The organism is Gloeotrichia echinulata CP02 (genome assembly GCA_038087035.1).
Taxonomy (GTDB): Bacteria; Cyanobacteriota; Cyanobacteriia; order Cyanobacteriales; family Nostocaceae; genus Gloeotrichia; species Gloeotrichia echinulata.
In genome coordinates this window covers 952,985-970,313 of the sequence record CP051187.1, presented here as the reverse complement: position 1 = coordinate 970,313, position 17,329 = coordinate 952,985, and the positions used below count along the sequence as shown (strand labels likewise).

Annotated in this window: 16 protein-coding genes; 12 read left to right on the top strand and 4 right to left on the bottom strand. The window is 41.4% G+C overall.

All coding sequences use genetic code 11. The features are described from left to right. Positions 1-31: 31 nt before the first annotated feature. The 3 genes from lpxB to mnmH all read left to right on the top strand — a co-directional run bounded on the left by lpxB (position 32) and on the right by mnmH (position 4,486). Positions 32-1,207 (top strand): lipid-A-disaccharide synthase, encoded by a 1,176-nt coding sequence (gene lpxB, locus HEQ19_04400; protein WYL98875.1) that lies wholly within the window; start codon positions 32-34, stop codon positions 1,205-1,207. Positions 1,208-1,255: 48 nt separating this feature from the next. After that, positions 1,256-2,611, top strand: a complete 1,356-nt coding sequence (locus HEQ19_04395) for a DNA cytosine methyltransferase (protein WYL98874.1) — start codon at positions 1,256-1,258, stop codon at positions 2,609-2,611. 807 nt (positions 2,612-3,418) lie between these two features. Then, positions 3,419-4,486, top strand: a complete 1,068-nt coding sequence (mnmH, locus tag HEQ19_04390; protein WYL98873.1) for a tRNA 2-selenouridine(34) synthase MnmH — start codon at positions 3,419-3,421, stop codon at positions 4,484-4,486. Between the two features lie 302 nt (positions 4,487-4,788). Here the strand turns inward: mnmH and HEQ19_04385 are convergent, their stop codons facing one another. Then, positions 4,789-5,838, bottom strand: coding sequence for a sugar transferase (locus HEQ19_04385; GenBank protein WYL98872.1), 1,050 nt, complete (start codon positions 5,836-5,838; stop codon positions 4,789-4,791). A gap of 196 nt (positions 5,839-6,034) precedes the next feature. Between HEQ19_04385 and HEQ19_04380 the strand changes: the two genes are divergently transcribed. Beyond that, the gene (locus HEQ19_04380) at positions 6,035-6,832 is read left to right on the top strand and encodes a 7-carboxy-7-deazaguanine synthase QueE (protein WYL98871.1); all 798 of its coding nucleotides are present in this window, start codon (positions 6,035-6,037) and stop codon (positions 6,830-6,832) included. A gap of 65 nt (positions 6,833-6,897) precedes the next feature. On the opposite strand, the gene HEQ19_04375 is transcribed toward HEQ19_04380, so the two are convergent. Both HEQ19_04375 and HEQ19_04370 read right to left on the bottom strand, forming a co-directional pair. Next, complete coding sequence (locus HEQ19_04375; protein ID WYL98870.1) at positions 6,898-7,542, bottom strand: DUF3318 domain-containing protein; 645 nt, start codon at positions 7,540-7,542, stop codon at positions 6,898-6,900. 77 nt (positions 7,543-7,619) lie between these two features. Then, a complete protein-coding gene (locus tag HEQ19_04370; protein WYL98869.1) occupies positions 7,620-8,177 on the bottom strand; it encodes a hypothetical protein in 558 nt (185 codons plus the stop codon). A gap of 520 nt (positions 8,178-8,697) precedes the next feature. Between HEQ19_04370 and HEQ19_04365 the strand changes: the two genes are divergently transcribed. Both HEQ19_04365 and HEQ19_04360 read left to right on the top strand, forming a co-directional pair. Continuing rightward, positions 8,698-9,777 (top strand): amino acid ABC transporter substrate-binding protein, encoded by a 1,080-nt coding sequence (locus HEQ19_04365; protein WYL98868.1) that lies wholly within the window; start codon positions 8,698-8,700, stop codon positions 9,775-9,777. Positions 9,778-9,998: 221 nt separating this feature from the next. Next, positions 9,999-10,898, top strand: a complete 900-nt coding sequence (locus HEQ19_04360; protein ID WYL98867.1) for an ABC transporter permease subunit — start codon at positions 9,999-10,001, stop codon at positions 10,896-10,898. On the opposite strand, the gene HEQ19_04355 is transcribed toward HEQ19_04360, so the two are convergent. Next, positions 10,867-11,250, bottom strand: a complete 384-nt coding sequence (locus HEQ19_04355; GenBank protein WYL98866.1) for a hypothetical protein — start codon at positions 11,248-11,250, stop codon at positions 10,867-10,869. The genes HEQ19_04360 and HEQ19_04355 overlap by 32 nt on opposite strands. On the opposite strand from HEQ19_04355, the gene HEQ19_04350 reads away from it, so the two are divergent. The 6 genes from HEQ19_04350 to HEQ19_04325 all read left to right on the top strand — a co-directional run bounded on the left by HEQ19_04350 (position 11,244) and on the right by HEQ19_04325 (position 17,278). Beyond that, positions 11,244-12,389 carry an amino acid ABC transporter permease gene (locus HEQ19_04350; GenBank protein WYL98865.1) on the top strand — a complete coding sequence of 382 codons (1,146 nt, stop codon included), beginning with the start codon at positions 11,244-11,246 and terminating at the stop codon, positions 12,387-12,389. The genes HEQ19_04355 and HEQ19_04350 overlap by 7 nt on opposite strands. A 4-nt stretch (positions 12,390-12,393) precedes the next feature. Next, positions 12,394-12,612: a hypothetical protein gene (locus tag HEQ19_04345; protein ID WYL98864.1), complete on the top strand. Its 219-nt coding sequence runs from the start codon at positions 12,394-12,396 to the stop codon at positions 12,610-12,612. Continuing rightward, positions 12,557-13,297 carry an amino acid ABC transporter ATP-binding protein gene (locus HEQ19_04340; GenBank protein ID WYL98863.1) on the top strand — a complete coding sequence of 247 codons (741 nt, stop codon included), beginning with the start codon at positions 12,557-12,559 and terminating at the stop codon, positions 13,295-13,297. Before HEQ19_04345 ends, HEQ19_04340 begins: the two co-directional genes overlap by 56 nt. 1,267 nt (positions 13,298-14,564) lie before the next feature. Next, entirely contained in the window at positions 14,565-15,836 is a 1,272-nt protein-coding gene (locus HEQ19_04335; protein WYL98862.1) for a glycosyltransferase family 4 protein, read from the top strand. Positions 15,837-16,319: 483 nt separating this feature from the next. Continuing rightward, positions 16,320-16,781, top strand: a complete 462-nt coding sequence (gene rsfS, locus HEQ19_04330; GenBank protein WYL98861.1) for a ribosome silencing factor — start codon at positions 16,320-16,322, stop codon at positions 16,779-16,781. Then, positions 16,778-17,278, top strand: coding sequence for a CGLD27 family protein (locus HEQ19_04325; protein ID WYL98860.1), 501 nt, complete (start codon positions 16,778-16,780; stop codon positions 17,276-17,278). The genes rsfS and HEQ19_04325 overlap by 4 nt, the downstream gene beginning before the upstream one ends. Positions 17,279-17,329 lie beyond the last annotated feature (51 nt).

Sequence of the window (17,329 nt, the reverse complement as noted above, 5' to 3'; positions counted from 1 at the left end):
TGTCAATAATTACTTACCAATTAATTATCAAATGCGGATATTTATCAGCACTGGTGAAGTGTCTGGCGATTTGCAAGGGTCGCTGCTGATAGCAGCGCTAAAGCGTCAAGCTGTTGCTGCTGGGTTGGAATTAGAAATTTTGGCTCTAGGTGGCGAAAAAATGGCTGCGGCTGGGGCAACCCTTCTGGGCAATACTAGTGGTATTAGCTCAATGGGTCTTCTAGAATCCCTGCCTTACATTGTGCCTACTCTTCTGGTACAACGACAAGCGATCGCCTCCCTCAAGCAAAATCCACCGGACTTGGTGGTGCTGATTGACTATATGGGGCCAAATCTCGGTATTGGGACTCACATGCAACAGCATCTGCCACAGGTGCCTGTAGTATATTACATAGCTCCCCAGGAATGGGTTTGGTCTTTGAGTCTGCAAAACACTACCCGAATTGTTAAGTTTACACATAAGCTTTTAGCTATTTTTCCCGAAGAAGCCCGTTATTATGGGCAGCAAGGCGCCAATGTTACCTGGGTAGGGCATCCCCTTGTTGACCGGATGCAAAACCCTCCCAGTCGCTCACAAGCCCGCGATAAATTGGGTATTTCATCCGATCAGATGGCGATCGCCCTTTTACCTGCTTCTCGTCGTCAAGAACTCAAATATCTTTTACCAGTAATTTTCCAAGCAGCCCAAACTATTCAAGCTAAATTACCTGATGTTCATTTCTGGATTCCCCTGTCTCTAGAAGTCTACCGAAAACCAATTGAGCAGGCTATTAGGCGTTACGGTTTAAAGGCTACAATTGTATCGGGTCAACAAAAAGAAGTTTTTGCCGCAGCTGATTTTGCAATTACCAAATCTGGTACCGTCAACCTGGAACTTGCTCTATTAAACGTACCGCAAGTGGTTGTTTATCGCCTCAGTCCCATTACGGCTTGGATTGGTTATAAAATCCTCAAAGGTTCTATCCCCTTTGCATCGCCAGTTAATTTGATGGTAATGAAGCCAATTGTACCAGAGTTGTTACAAGAGCAAGCCACAGTAGAAAATATTACCCAAGCCGCGATGGAATTATTGCTTAACCCTGAGCGTAAACAGCAAACCTTAACAGATTATCAGCAAATGCGGCAATCTTTGGGAGAAGTAGGGGTCTGCGATCGCGCTGCTCAAGAAATTTTGCAAATGCTACCAAATTTACCAGCATCAATTTAAAATTGTTTGGCGGTAACTAATTCAAATTAATCTCAGCATCAAGGTGTTATGACTCATCTAAAAGAAAATCAAAAAAAACGCCCTATTGCTGTCGATTTATTTGCTGGTGCTGGTGGAATGACTCTCGGCTTTGAACAAGCTGGATTTGATGTGCTTGCATCTGTGGAAATAGACCCTATTCATTGTGCAACACATGAGTTTAATTTCCCTTTTTGGCATATCTTATGTAAAAGTGTTGAGGAAACTACAAGTCAAGAAATTAGAAACACTTCAGCTATTGGTAATCAGGAAATTGATGTAGTGTTTGGCGGTCCACCATGCCAAGGATTTTCATTGATAGGTAAACGTTTTTTTGACGATCCGAGAAATTCTCTGGTATTTCATTATATTCGATTAGTATTAGAACTTCAGCCCAAATTTTTTGTCTTGGAAAATGTCAAAGGCATGACTATAGGCAAACATCAAGAATTTATCGCAGAGATTATTAATAAATTTGCAGCTAAAGGGTACAAAGTCAGGAAAAAATATCAAGTTTTAAATTCTGCCGAATTTGGAGTACCACAAAATCGTGAAAGATTATTTCTTCTAGGTTGTCGTGATGATTTTGAACTACCAAATTATCCACTTCCAATTACTAAACCTGCAAACAAAAAAAATTCGCCCGCTAGGGGTACAAGTCCTTGCGCCCCTACTGAAATTCCATCTAGTCCTACAGTTTGGGATGCACTGAAAGACTTACCAGAAATAGAAAAATATGCGGAATTATATCAACGGGATTGGGTAGTTGCAGATTTTGGTAAGCCTAGCAATTATGGTAAGATCCTTCGTGGACTTGACTCTACCGAGCATGACTATTCATATAAACGTAAGTATGACTCTAGAATACTTACATCCAGTTTAAGAACAAAGCATAATTTAGAGTCTATTAAAAGATTTGCCGCTACTCCTTATGGTAAAACTGAACCAATAAGTCGCTTTCATAAACTTGACCCTGAAGGAATTTGTAACACACTTAGGGCAGGAACTCCTAGTAATAAAGGAGCTTTTACTTCTCCTAGACCTATTCACCCTTTTATCCCAAGATGTATTACTGTACGTGAAGCTGCACGTTTGCATTCTTATCCTGACTGGTTTCGATTCCATGTAACTAAATGGCATGGATTTCGACAAATAGGAAATTCTGTTCCTCCTTTATTAGCTAAAGCAGTAGCAGCGGAAATTATCCAAAAACTTAATGTTTGTCCCTGTAAACCAGGAGATATACAAATATTAGATCATGATAATTTATTAATGTATAATATGTCAGAAGCATCTGAATATTACGGTGTTGATTCACGGACAATAGAGCCAAGAATAAGATGTATATCTAAAAGTAAAGCAATTTATTATACCTGTTCAATCTAAAAGTGGTAACGACCAGATTAGCATAGTGCAAACTAAACTAAGACCTACTCTGGGGGCACAATAATAATTGTAGGGTGCGTGACGCAGCGATAAATATTGTAGGTAGTCACAAGACTTGTGGCGTCACGCACCATTCTTTAAATGTAGTCCAAGTAAGTCCTGTAAACAAGATATTGCATACTGTACTACAAAATTTCCTGAATTAATTTGTCGCACTATATCTGCTCAATTTATAAATGTTGGTTTAATAGCAATGTTTGAATTAACCTTAAATGAAGGCGAAGTCAGATTAGTACAAGAAAAACACTATAAGCTAGTCGCAGCTAATCAAATATCTGAAGCAGATTTAGAAATCTACAGAACTTCCGAATAAATCGATTTCGCCATCAGATAAAATTACTTTGTATTTCCTTAATCATCAAAAATCCAGATACAGCAATTTTCATTTCTTTGAACCACAGATCCTTGTAGGGGCGCAAGGCCTTGCGCCCCAAAAGCGTGGTCTATTTACCTGAAAATCATTGTAATATCTGTACCTCATTTACCTGCAATCTGCTGTCATTATTTAGCTATTAGTTAAACCTACAGTAAATTGACTCAATTTTACATTTTAGATGTTGGATAATCTACTTGAATAATTCAAAAAATAAAATGGCAGAAATGGGCATACCCCCTAGGGGTGAAAGTCCTTATGACCCTAGCATCAAAAAACTTTTTGCGTAGAATTATTTAAATTTTGCCAATGATACAATCTCAAAACTAAAGTTATGGCAGTGTGAAAATAAAGCCAGCTAGAGTGTATCCCTTATGTCTCCTTCTCTTATCTACAGTCAGCAACCCTGGACGGAAACTTATAGTGAAATCATTGATGTGCGTTCACCTAGGGAATTTGCTGAAGATCACATCCCTGGAGCGATTAATTTACCAGTGCTAAATAATGCCGAACGGGCGGAAATTGGAACGATTTATAAACAAGTTTGCCCGTTTACAGCCCGTAAAATTGGCGGTGCTTTAGTATCCAGAAATATCTACCAGCATCTGAGTCAACACTTTGCTGCTAAAAATAAAGACTACCGTCCTTTGGTTTACTGCGGGCGCGGTGGACAACGTTCCGGTAGCATGGCTTTGGCGCTGGCGCAAATTGGCTGGCGCGTAACGATACTTGAAGGGGGTTACAAAACTTATCGTGCTTATATACGCCAGGAATTAGAACATCTACCACAACAATTCACTTATCAGATATTGTGTGGTCTAACGGGTAGTGGTAAAACCTATATCTTAGATAAAATGCGTCAGCGTGGCGCTCAGGTGTTAGATTTGGAAAGTTTAGCTAACCATCGAGGTTCTTTGCTGGGTCAAGAATGGTTAGGGGAACTTTCAGCCCAACCTTCACAAAAATACTTTGAAACTCTGCTAATACAACAGCTACAACAGTTTAACCCTCATCAGCCCGTATGGGTAGAATCGGAAAGTACAAAAATTGGGCGACTTTTTTTGCCTCAGTCTTTGTGGGAGAAAATGAAGTTAGCTAGCTGTGTAGAACTTGAATTAGCTGTAGGTGCTAGAGTCCAGCTACTTTTAGAGGAATATCCTCATTTGGTGACTCATACTCATATTTTAAAACGGAAGCTGGAAAAACTTAAATTTCGCTGTGGTTGGGAAAAATTAGGTCAGTGGTATAAGTTAATTGATGATGGCGAGTGGGAATTATTCGTGAAAGATATTTTGTCTTCGTACTACGATCCCATCTATAGGCAATCAATCAACCGCTATTTTAACACAGCCGAACAATTGCTATCTACCCCTGATTTATCTGATAGCAGTATTGATAATTTGTTAGATTCCTTACTCCCCAATTGTTTAGCAGTAACCTAGACACTTTGTCCAAGTATTCAAAGTAATACCAATTCAAAAAATCTTGGCAACACATCGATAATCTGTGGGGGCGCAAGGACTAGATCCCCTACCCTATCTGTCAATACGGTTCAGTTAAGGAAAATTGTAGGTTGGGTTGAGGTTTTTGGCTCTAACTGAACCGTATTGCCCTATCTGTCCCATTCTTTTTTGAAATTGGTATAATGAATGCGCCCTAGACTTAATATATCTAAGGCGCAACCAAAAATTCATGCTGAAAGTTATGTATGAGCTACTGACAAATTACAAACTATGGTAATCGGCTAAAATGCACCACTGTTTTTATTAAAAAGGATGACTATGGTTTTGAAAATAAGTTTGAAATCGTACAGCAAACTCCAGTTTTGTTGATACTGTAAATCCAAACGAATCACATCTTCAAAATTACGTACTTTAGACCGTCCATTTACTTGCCATTCTCCAGTCATCCCTGGTTTAACATCCAACCTTTGCCATTCTGGTACTTCGTATCGTTCAACCTCATCAGGGGTGGGTGGTCTAGTACCTACTAAACTCATATCTCCTTTGAGTACGTTCCAAAATTGTGGCAATTCATCGAGGCTAGTTCGCCGCAAGAAGCGTCCTACATCGGTAACTCTGGGGTCTTTATCATTCTTGAAGAATGCACCTTCGACTTGGTTTTTTACTTCGGATTTTTTCGCTTCTGCATCTACACACATTGAGCGGAATTTCCAAATTTCAAACCGTTTCCCCATCCAACCACAACGGGTTTGACTAAAGAAAAGCGGGCCAGGATCATCAATTTGAATCGCCACCGCAATGGGAATTAACAAAATTCCTGTAATTACCAAACCTATGAGAGAGCCAACAATATCTATCAATCGTTTGGGCCAAGATGCTATGGAGGGATGAGTCGTTGGTAGCTGCTCAATTTTACCGGTAGTCAACCCCTGGGTATCTGGGAGGTTGCTATCTTCTTTTGGTGATAAACTTCCAAGAGATTCAATAGAAAAAACTTGATCCAATTCTGTGAGATTTAACACTGCCATTACCGGAGGTGTAACGTTTCGCAGTATAAAATTAATCCCTTTTTCCTTGGTGATTTTGAAATTACTCACCAAGGCACCTAAACCACTACTATCTATAAAAGTAGTTTGGTGAAAGTCAATGATGATTTGTTGAGGATGTGGACTAATCTCAGTTAAATCGTGGCAGGTTTGCTTAAAGCCTACAGCCTCAAGCACGCTTAACCGCACTGGTACTTCTATGATTGCCGTTTCGTTTAGGGGAGTAACCGAAAAATCGACCTCTTTGGGTTGCCTAGTCATGAAGCTTTGCACTTTCGTTCCCATCTAAATGTAAGCTGCCAAACACTATTTTTTCCTAGTTAATTACCTAACCTCGTCTAGAATCAGTAGTAATTGGGAGTAATAACTAGTTAGTCGGGATGAGTTTGGATATTGCCAACGACGATTCACAATAGAACAAGAAGCCAAAAAACTTACTTGCTTTTGTGACTACGCGGCGCGATCGCTTTCTTATTATCCGATGACTACTAAAACTACCGTTATACCTACTGCACGCCTGGTTGAAGTCTTTTCTGCTATTCAAGGGGAAGGACTCAATGTCGGGACACGTCAGATTTTTATTCGCTTTGCTCTTTGCGACTTGCGCTGTCACTTTTGCGATAGTGCCCATACTTGGAATGCGCCCCCAACCTGCAGGATAGAGCAAACCCCTGGATTACGAGACTTTGAAATCCACTCAAATCCAGTCCCACTGCCCATTCTAGTAGAATGGGTTGAACGCCAAAATTTACCTTCATTACACGATAGCATTAGCTTAACTGGAGGCGAACCACTTCTTCATGCCCCATTCTTAGCCGAATTCCTACCGCAAGTGCGATCACTCACCAATTTACCAATCTATCTGGAGACTGGCGGGCATCGACCAGAACAACTGGCGATGATTCTGCCCTATCTAAACTCCGTAGGTATGGATTTCAAATTACCTAGCGTCACCGGCGAAAGCCATTGGCAAGAACACGCAAAATCTCTTCAAATATGTTTTAACACACATTTACAAGTTTTTGTCAAGATAATTATTTCACAAACGACAGACCCATCTGAGTTGAAACGTTCAGCTTTGTTAGTAGCAGATGTTAGTCGAGATATCCCAATATTTTTACAACCTGTCACACCTTTGTCTGAGTCTGAACAATTTACCCAAAAGCCTGTACTAGCCCCATTTCCAGACCAAATTCTGAGTTGGCAAGCTTTAATGAAGCGATTTGTTGCCCAAGTTCGCGTTGTACCCCAGACTCATAAAATGTTGAACCAGCTGTGAAGAGTGAGGAGTTAGGAGTTCACTGACAAATGACAAATGACAAATGACCGAAAACTCCTAACTCATTACAAATCGCCGTCGTCTGTAGTTCTAGATTTACTTTTTGCCTTATTGGCACTGCGTTTGAGGGCAGAAAGTCGTGCTTCGTATCTAGACCGTTGACGCTTGCTGGGTGTGTTGTCAATCAGGGTTTTTAAGGCGCTACCAAGGCTTTTGTAGGCGTTGGGGAGACTATAACCAAAGCGAGTTGCTAAGGCGATCGCTTTTTCGTCAGCATTCAACAATTCTTGTAGTTGCTTGTCCCCGTTATTCTTTTGATATAGTCGCCAGCCTGACACGCCACACAGCGCCAAAGCTAACACTAAGAGCAATCCATCCTGTACCCACAACTCACCGACAGCACCACCTAAACCAATCGCCAGTGCTGCCATTTCCCAACCATCTTTGGGAATTGTGTCATTTTGAATCCGGGCTACTTCGTGCCAGAACAGCAAATTACGCTGATCCATTGCCAAAGCATCCCATTTTACCAGGTCAATTTGAATTTCTACCTGGTCTTTACCAATTTCTTCGCTGCGGATCAGGGGTGGACTGACTTCAGTAGTGCCTTCAACCGTGACCCAGCTTTGCAATTCTGGCGGTAGTAAGCCTTTCAACCGCCGGAGTTCACTCATTTCCGCTTTGGCAGAGGAGGTTGCATAGGATGTCATAAAATCCAGCCCTAGAAAAATTCAGTATATAGTGAGGGTATCACTTTGGAGTATAGCTATTTCAGTGTTGATTCGCCTCAATCGCTAGGAAAAGTTCCTCGCTTTTTCCGCGCTTCCATTGCCTTTTCTAGTATATCTAGTAATCCCGGCGCTTCTTCCTGAATACTGAGTAACAGTCTTTCCCCAATTTCTAGATTTCCCGGATCTTCACCTGTATGCATCACTTGTTTGAGCCGAGGCATCGCTATGCTATCAACAATCTGAATTAAGCCACTCAGACAACGGTTAAATTGTTTTTCGGTGAGAATGGAGTCTTCTAGGGGAAACTCAATAATTGCGCGGATTTCGCCATCCGATGGGTCATACTCCCATTGTAGCATTTTAGTTTCCCAGGAAATTGCCAGCATGGTCTCCAGGATTGCTGCCTTGTGTGGATGCTCTTGAATCCCCGTGAGAACTTGAGGCGCAAATACCCGAAAAAACTTTCCCTCCTCATCCAGCTGGACAACGATCAGGAAATCTTCTAGGTGATCAGCTTCTACACCCGTGATAATACGATCTTCTTCATCATCCAAACGGTAGTCCCAACCAAGGTTGTCCAAGTACTTGGCTATCTGTTTCAGATTAGCTCCCATAAAAGCCTCATAACGAACGGTGGAGCGTCTATCACCAGACCTAGTTTAACCTAGTACCGCTACGCAAAATTCTAAATTCCCAATTCCCCATCCCAAATGTCAATAATCCTTGGTTTTTAATATTTAGCTATTTCTCTATTAAGCAGGTAGGCACAAATAAAATTAATTATTTAAAACCGTCTTAAATGATTATTATCAAGGATTTCGGAGATTTTCAGCTACCTTTACATAGCTCTATGTATTCTAGTCTATTTACTTGTAATCTAATTTTAGACCACAATTTTATCCATTCCTCATAGTGGTATAAATCAAATTACAATCTGATAATCAACCAAATTTAAGATAAATTTTGCATAGGAGATCACAATTTATCAAAATAAATCAAGATTTCAGATTCTACTGTTATACAAATGACTACAACACGGAAGCACAAAAAGTTTTATATTACAAGTATCTACTTGCTTTCACACATAAATTGTAGTTAAAAACACATTGTTTATCGGCAAATAACCACGATTTTATGCGTAAATCAGCTTTAATTCTAGCGATCGCCCCCCTAATATTTGCCCTGGGCGCCTGTAGTGGCCAATCAGCAAATCCGGGAAATACAGCCAGTACTCCAGGTAGCACTCCTGTACCACCAGTGAATCGAAATCTCTGGAATACCGTCAAAAACCGTGGTAAGTTAATTTGCGGTGTCAGTGGCGAAATCCCAGGGTTTAGCTTTGTCGGCACTGACGGTAAATACAGTGGTATCGATGTAGATGTCTGTCGCGCCGTAGCAGCAGCTTTATTTGACAATCCAGAAGCAGTAGAATATCGCAATCTCAGCGCCAAAGAGCGGTTTACAGCTTTGCAAACTGGGGAAGTAGATATTCTCAGCCGTAACACTACTTGGACACTTAGTCGCGCTACCTCCGTAGGTTTGGACTTTGCGCCTGTAGTTTTGTACGATGGTCAAGCCTTACTAGTTCGCAAAAATAGCGCGATTAAATCCCTAAAAGACCTAAACAACAAAGCCATCTGCGTGCAAACTGGGACTACTACCGAACAAAACTTAGCAGACCAAATGCGGAAACGGGGGATAACTTACAAACCCGTTGTTTTTGAAGACGTTAACGTGACCTTTGCTACCTATGCTCAAGGACGTTGCGACGCCGTGACCGCTGACCGTTCCGCCTTGGTGGCTCGGCGCACCAAGCTACCCAAACCAGAGGATAATGTAATTCTTAATGAAGTTCTATCTTCAGAACCCCTAGCACCAGCAGTCGCTAAAGGAGACAGCAAATGGGCTGATACTGTCAAGTGGGTGGTTTATTCTCTAATCAAAGCCGAAGAATTGGGGATTACTTCCCAAAATTTACCACAGTCGGTAACGACAAAAGACCCAGACATCAAACGCTTTTTGGGAACAGAAGGTAATCTCGGTGAGGGACTTGGCTTAACCAAGGACTTCGCGGCCAGAATAGTCAAACACGTTGGAAACTACGGCGAGATTTACGATCGCAATCTCGGCCCCAAGACCAACCTTAATCTCCCTCGCGGTCAAAATCAACTCTGGACCAAAGGCGGATTACTCTATTCTCCCCCGTTCCGCTAAAGGTGACATAGGGATTGGGGATTGGGGATTGGGGATTGGGGATTGGGGATTGGGGATTGGGGATTGGGGATTGGGGATTGGGAGACTACTAAACTATTCAGCGTTGCATAATTGCGGGATGAATTTGAAAACTCTTCCTCTTTGCGCCTTTGCGCCTTTGCGTGAGACAAAAATCATCCCATTAATCAGCAACGCCAACTATTCCTCTTGACTTTTGACCAATGACAAATCGCTTTTGGAAGATTGCTGGACAATTAATTGCCATATTTGTAACAGTAGTTATAGTAACAATACTGTGGGGGAACCTCAACCGCAATTTGCAGCAATTGGGTATTCAGTTTGGGTTTGATTTTCTCCAGCAGCAAGCGTCTTTTGACATTGGCGAAACCCCCCTTGCTTACAAACCTACTGATACCTACACTCGCGCTTTGTGGGTGGGACTAATTAACTCTTTGCGGGTGGCGATTGTGGGAATTTTTTTCGCCACAATTATCGGGATAATTGCTGGAATTGCCCGGCTTTCTGATAATTGGCTAGTGCGGAATATTACCCAAATTTATGTAGAAGTTTTCCGCAATACACCCTTATTGCTGCAATTGCTGTTTTGGTACTTTGCTGTTTTCCTCAGTTTTCCCAAAGCAGAAAATAAAATTTCCCTTTGGGGGTTGGTTTACCTCAGTCAAAATGGCTTAGAACTTCCTTGGTTGACCTTCTCACCAGAGTTTTCAGCCTTACTGCTGGGGTTGACATTTTACACAGGTGCATTTATAGCGGAAATTGTCCGAGGCGGAATTCAATCAGTAGCGAAAGGACAATGGGAAGCAGCGCGATCGCTTGGGTTAAAACCAGGCTTGGTGATGCGACTAGTCATATTACCCCAAGCTTTGCGCGTCATCATACCACCCTTGACCAGCCAATATTTAAATTTGACCAAAAATTCCAGTTTAGCGATCGCCATCGGCTACCCCGATATTTATTTTGTCGCCTCTACCACCTTTAACCAAACCGGGAGAGCCGTAGAAGTCATGTTACTAATTATGCTCACCTATCTCACCCTCAGTTTAACTATCTCCCTCATCATGAATTTATTCAATCGCAGGGTACAAATACAAGAACGGTAGCAAGGGACAAATGACAAAGAGTAATGAGTGATGAGTAATGAGTGATGAGTAATGAGTAATGAGTAATGAGTGATGAGTAATGAGTGATGAGTAATGAGTAATGAGTAATGAGTAATGAGTAATGAGTAATGAGTGATGAGTGATGAGTAATGAGTAATGAGTGATGAGTAATGAGTAATGAGTAATGAGTAATGAGTAATGAGTAATGAGTAATGAGTAATGAGTAATGAGTAATGAGTAATGAGTAATGAGTAATGAGTAATGAGTAATGAGTAATGAGTAATGAGTAATGAGTAATGACCAATGACCAATGACAAATGACAAATGACAAATGACAAATGACAAATGACAAATTTTTTGTGGCTACGTAAAAACCTCTTCAGTACTTGGTACAACAGCTTATTAACTGTTATCTGCTTGATATTACTTGCCTGGTTAGTTTGGGGAGTAATAACTTGGGCTACATTCACGGCACAATGGGCAGTAATTCAGGTTAATTTACGTTTATTTTTAGTAGGTAGGTTTCCCCAAGACCAATACTGGCGCGTTTGGATTGTTTTGGCGATCGCTACAATTTTAGGCGGTGTCACTGGGGGTGTATTCTCTAGAAAACAACAGTTAACCAGGCGTAATGTTCTTGTTTCTGCTGTGATTTTTGGCGTTTTGTTGGTTGTGGTACCTTTGGATTTTATCTCCCGTCTTTGGTTACTGTTAATTGCTATTTTTGGATTTGCTGGTTTTGGGATTGGGGGAAGATTTACTAAATTAATATCTCCCTGGCTTTCACCATTATGGTTGTTATCTTTCCCGGCTATTTGGTGGTTAATTGGCGGTGGATTTGGCTTACAATCTGTATCTACAAATTTGTGGAACGGTTTACTACTAACCCTGCTCATGGCAGCAATTAGTATTGTGCTTTCCTTTCCCATTGGAGTTTTACTAGCTTTAGGACGCACTAGCAATCTGCCTGTAGTTAGATGGTTTTCGATTCTGTATATTGAAATTATCAGGGGATTGCCGTTAATTGGAATTTTATTCCTCGCACAGGTAATGCTACCATTATTTTTGCCAGTGGAATTGCGTTTAGATCGGGTATTGCGAGCAATTGCCGGACTAGTGCTATTTAGTGCAGCTTACATGGCAGAAAACGTACGCGGCGGACTTCAATCAATTCCCAGGGGACAAATTGAAGCCGCCAAAGCATTAGGACTAAATACTCCTTTAGTCGTTATTTTAATTATTTTACCTCAAGCCTTGCGTGCCGTTATTCCAGCAATTGTCGGTCAATTTATCGGCTTATTTAAAGATACTTCACTATTATCTTTGGTCGGATTAGTAGAACTCACAGGCATTGCTCGTTCTATTTTGGCACAACCAGAGTTTATCGGACGCTATGCAGAAGTTTATCTATTTATTGGATTCATTTACTGGCTATTTTGCTACTCGATGTCTCTGGCTTCTCGGCGGTTAGAAAGGCTTTTGAGTAATTAGTCATTTGTCATTGGTCATTTGTCATTTGTCATTTGTCAGTTGTCAGTTGTCATTGGTCATTTGTCATTTGTCATTGGTCATTACTCATTACTCATTACTCATTACTCATTACTCTTTGTCATTACTTATTTCTCCCCATCCCCCTAATAATTACGAGGTGAAATACCGTGTCAGAATCAAAACCAATAATCATCGCCGAAAATGTGCAAAAGTGGTATGGTAAATTCCACGCTCTCCAAGGTGTGAGTTTGACGGTAAATCGTGGTGAAGTCGTGGTGTTGATGGGACCTTCTGGTTCAGGAAAATCGACCTTTATTCGCACATTTAACGCTTTAGAAGCATACCAAAAGGGTAAAATTATCATTGACGGTATTACCCTCAGCGACGACTTGCGAAATATTGAAACAATTCGTCGAGAAGTGGGGATGGTATTTCAGCAGTTTAATTTATTTCCGCATCTCACGGTGCTGCAAAATATCACCTTAGCGCCCATTTGGGTACGTCGGTGGACAAAAGCAAAAGCTGAACAATTAGCCATGCAACTGTTAGAAAGAGTGGGAATATTAGAACAAGCACAAAAATATCCAGGACAGTTGTCTGGTGGACAGCAGCAACGGGTAGCGATCGCCCGTGCATTAGCTATGCAACCCAAAATTATGCTGTTTGACGAACCCACCTCAGCTTTAGATCCCGAAATGGTGCGAGAAGTCTTGGATGTCATGCGAAATCTCGCCGGCGATGGGATGACAATGGTAGTCGTTACCCACGAAGTCGGATTTGCTCGTGAAGTTGCTGACCGAGTTATTCTGATGGATAGCGGTTCCCTCGTCGAGTCAGCCACCCCTGACACCTTTTTCACCAATCCCCAAGAAGAACGGACTCGCAAGTTTTTATCACAAATTCTTTAGAAAATTTTCGCCTCATCTCCACCTTTTCCCCCAAACATTCACACATATTTGCGGCAAATAGTCAATCTGCTAAAGTACCACAAAAAGAACTGTCCAGACTAACAAGTAGTTCAGCCAAAAAAAAGGTAAAACGTTTATAGTAGCGATTGCACGCTTTATCGCTACTACAAACGTAGTAGCATTTTATGTTTAATTAGGTTGGGTTACTTATTATTTCTGTGTATTAAAAGAGAACAATTTTCTACCCACATCTTCACCATTGAACCCGTTACCCCCTTGGGAAAAATGGGGGTTTCCCAGCCTCTAAGCCTTTGATAGAGCGGTTTGGAAAGAGTTTATTCGGTAAACTTTAGGACTTTTAAAACATCCTTCTAAGCTTTGTTAGGTATCACACTACAAAAACATCAATTATAAATTTGCCATAAATTTATAATTGATGTTTTTGAGATTTAACTTAAGATAAAAGCTGATTCTAAACTTAGTTGAAGTTTTGAATAATTTTCGATATAACAATGAATTTTCTCTAGTTATATAAAATACAATCATTCAATCCGGTTCAGTTAGACTCTTAAGCAATTACCCGTAAGAGCGCCACCCCAGTAAAATTATTTTCTTCTCCGAAAAATTATGGAGTTCCCTAGTACAATGTGGTTTCAATGAACCGGATTAGAATATAATTATGATGACATTTCGTCTAGAGAGTTGTTCATAGTATTTACGCAGGTGTTATTTTTTTGTATACGTTGTCCAAGATCAAAAATCAACAGTCGAAAAAACTTTAACCTAACGCCATTTGTAACACTAGTGAAACCCCCAAAACCTCACTGGTTAAGGCTGTGCGTCACGACATAAATCGCCAATATGCGGGCTATATAACCCCAGTGGCTCCCGTTTACCCTGGACTTTTAACCCCCATAACACAAGATATATGTGCCCATAGCATCAGCCCTGTTCTATAAAGTTGGGTTGAAGACTGAGGAAAGTATCTTTGAGCAATAACCATAGGGTTTTTACTTACGAAAAACCTCGTTAGTAATCATTCAGAGGCTGTTTAAGTAGTCAAAAGAATATCTAATATTACTTAAGCATCTTAGTGGAAAATTCACGCAATCTTCAAACAAAAATACCTGACATTATAAGACTATAAAGAGAGAATGAAATATACCTCATGCTCAATGCGGAAATCTCTTGAAGAGAAATATAGAAAACTCGAAAAGAGAAATATTATTGTTACTCAAAAAAGCCAGGGACTTCTGACTAATTTGTTATGCGGATTTTAATTTACTCTTACAACTACTATCCAGAACCAATTGGTATAGCTCCGTTGATGACGGAATTAGCAGAGGGACTGGTCAAAAGGGGGTATCAAGTGCGCGTAGTCACAGCTATGCCTAACTACCCTGAACGGCAAATTTATGAGGGTTATCGAGGTAAATGGTTTCTGACTGAATATAAAAATGGTGTGCAAATTCAACGCAGTTATGTTTGGATTCGTCCCCAGCCGACTCTCATAGATCGGGTACTGCTAGATGCTAGTTTTGTCGTCACCAGCTTTTTACCAGCCCTCATCGGCTGGCGTCCAGATGTGATTCTCTCAACATCGCCATCACTACCTGTTTGTGTCCCAGCAGCCCTTTTAGGCTGGTTACGTGCCTGTCCTGTGGTCTTAAATCTTCAAGATATATTACCAGAAGCAGCTATTCACGTCGGACTACTAAAAAACAAATGGCTGATTAGGGTGTTTAGGGCGTTAGAAAAATTTGCCTACCACAGCGCGACTAAAATTAGCGTTATTGCCGATGGGTTTACAGAAAACTTGCTTTCTAAGGGCGTACCATCAGACAAAATCGAGCAAATACCCAACTGGGTTGATGTCAATTTCATTCGCTCTTTACCCAAAGAAAATAACCCTTTCCGCGCTGCACATAACCTCAACGGCAAATTTGTAGTCCTATATTCTGGTAATATTGCCCTCACCCAAGGCTTAGAAACCGTTATTAAAACCGCTGCGATGTTACGCCATATCCCAGAGATTGCCTTTGTGATTGTTGGTGAATCCAAAGGCTTGCAGCGATTGCAGCAAGAGTGTCTCAACTGTGGCGCAGATAACGTTTTACTGCTACCGTTTCAACCCCGCGAACATTTACCACAGATGTTAGCTGCTGCAGATGTTGGCTTGGTGGTGCAAAAGAAAAATGTTATATCCTTTAACATGCCATCAAAAATACAGGTTCTACTTGCCAGTGGACGGGCATTGATCGCATCTGTACCCGAAAATGGCACAGCAGCTAGAGCTATTAAACAAAGTCGCGGCGGATTTGTCGTTCCCCCAGAAAATCCCCAAGCTTTAGCCAAGGCAATTTTAGACTTGTACAAACACCCAGAAAAAGTCAAAACTCTCGGTTATAACAGTCGCCAATTTGCTGTAGAACAATATGCCTTTGAGCAAGCTTTAAATAATTATGAATCACTGTTTTATTCAGTAACCGCACCTGCTCAAGCAATTAACTCTTCAATAGTATCTAAACAGGAAGTTTAACGCCAAATCCCCAACACTGCTCGCTTTTGGCAATTAGAATCGCTAAAACCCTTGGAATAGCGTTGTCTGTGGTGATCCAGCTAATCATAAGGCTCACAATACCTACCATTAGAGTACATTGAAGGCGGGGACTTCCGCGACAGGTTAAATATTCCTGATACCCCCAATCCTAACCCTAACCCCTACCCTTCACCGGGGAGGGGTATTTAAATGAAAAAGCTGCGTGTAATATTTTTTCGTAGGGATTGTCATCGCGCAGCGTGTCGCAGACAAGAGTCAAAAGCCCAAAAAATCTAGATTTTTGACCACCATAGCGGAAAATATATGTGCCCGGATAGTAGGTCTTGGGTTTAATTCAGCGCACGAGACACCTGTTTTTTTGTTAGTATTCAAAAAAAACCAATTCATACACTTGCAGTTCAATAGTTGCTTGTCAGGAATTGTAAAATGTTGTAACAAAAGGGATAAAGCACCTGAGGTTTAATGTCTGATTACTTCCAAGGAGATTTCCCAATACAATCTGTCTCTGTCACCAAGAAGGCGGTCGAAAGCTCACAAGCTCAACTTGAAGATCCCAGTGGTAAATTAGCTCTAACCATTGCCCAAGCTGCATCTGAGCGCAAAGCGGGGGAGATTTTATTGCTCAGAGTAGGAGATGTGTCTTACCTGGCCGATTACTTTGTGATGATGACGGGCTATTCGAGAGTGCAAGTAAGAGCGATCGCCGAAGCAATTGAAGCACAAGTAGAAATAGAATGGCAACGCCGCCCGTTGCGAACAGCAGGAAAGGCTGAGGGGAGTTGGGTGCTACAAGACTACGGTGATGTGATTGTTCATGTCATGATGCCCAGGGAGCGAGAGTTTTATAATTTAGAAGCGTTCTGGGGCCATGCAGAACGTCTGGAATTGCCGGAATATGATGACAGTGGGGGTAAGCCAATATGATTCAGTATTCGGTTTCAAATTGCCCAGTTCCCAGTGAACAACAACCGTTAAATGAATACGAAGAATTAAGAACCGCCTGGTTATTTCGTGATTGCACCGTCAGCTGGCGCGATTATATCACAAAAATACTTTGGATTTGGGGTTTTTCGTGGCTGGTAGCAGGACCTGTGGCAGCTGCAAGTTTTCCCCCACACAAGTATATAGGACAATTTATCCTGTGTGGTGCGGCTGGGGCGAGTGTGGGGATAGTACTGGTACTAGTGCGGTTGTATTTGGGCTGGTTCTATGTGAGCGATCGCCTCAAAAGCCCTACGGTATTTTATGAAGAATCCGGGTGGTACGACGGTCAAACTTGGACTAAGCCACAGGAAATACTCAACCGCGATCGCCTGATTGTCACCTACCAAATCAAACCGATTATCCGCAGGTTACAATTTACCTTTGCAGGCTTGGCGGGATTGTTTGTTACTGGTACGATAGTTTGGCATTTGTTGTAAATAGTCATTCGTCATGAGTCAGTGGTCAGTCGTCAAGAAACACAACTGACC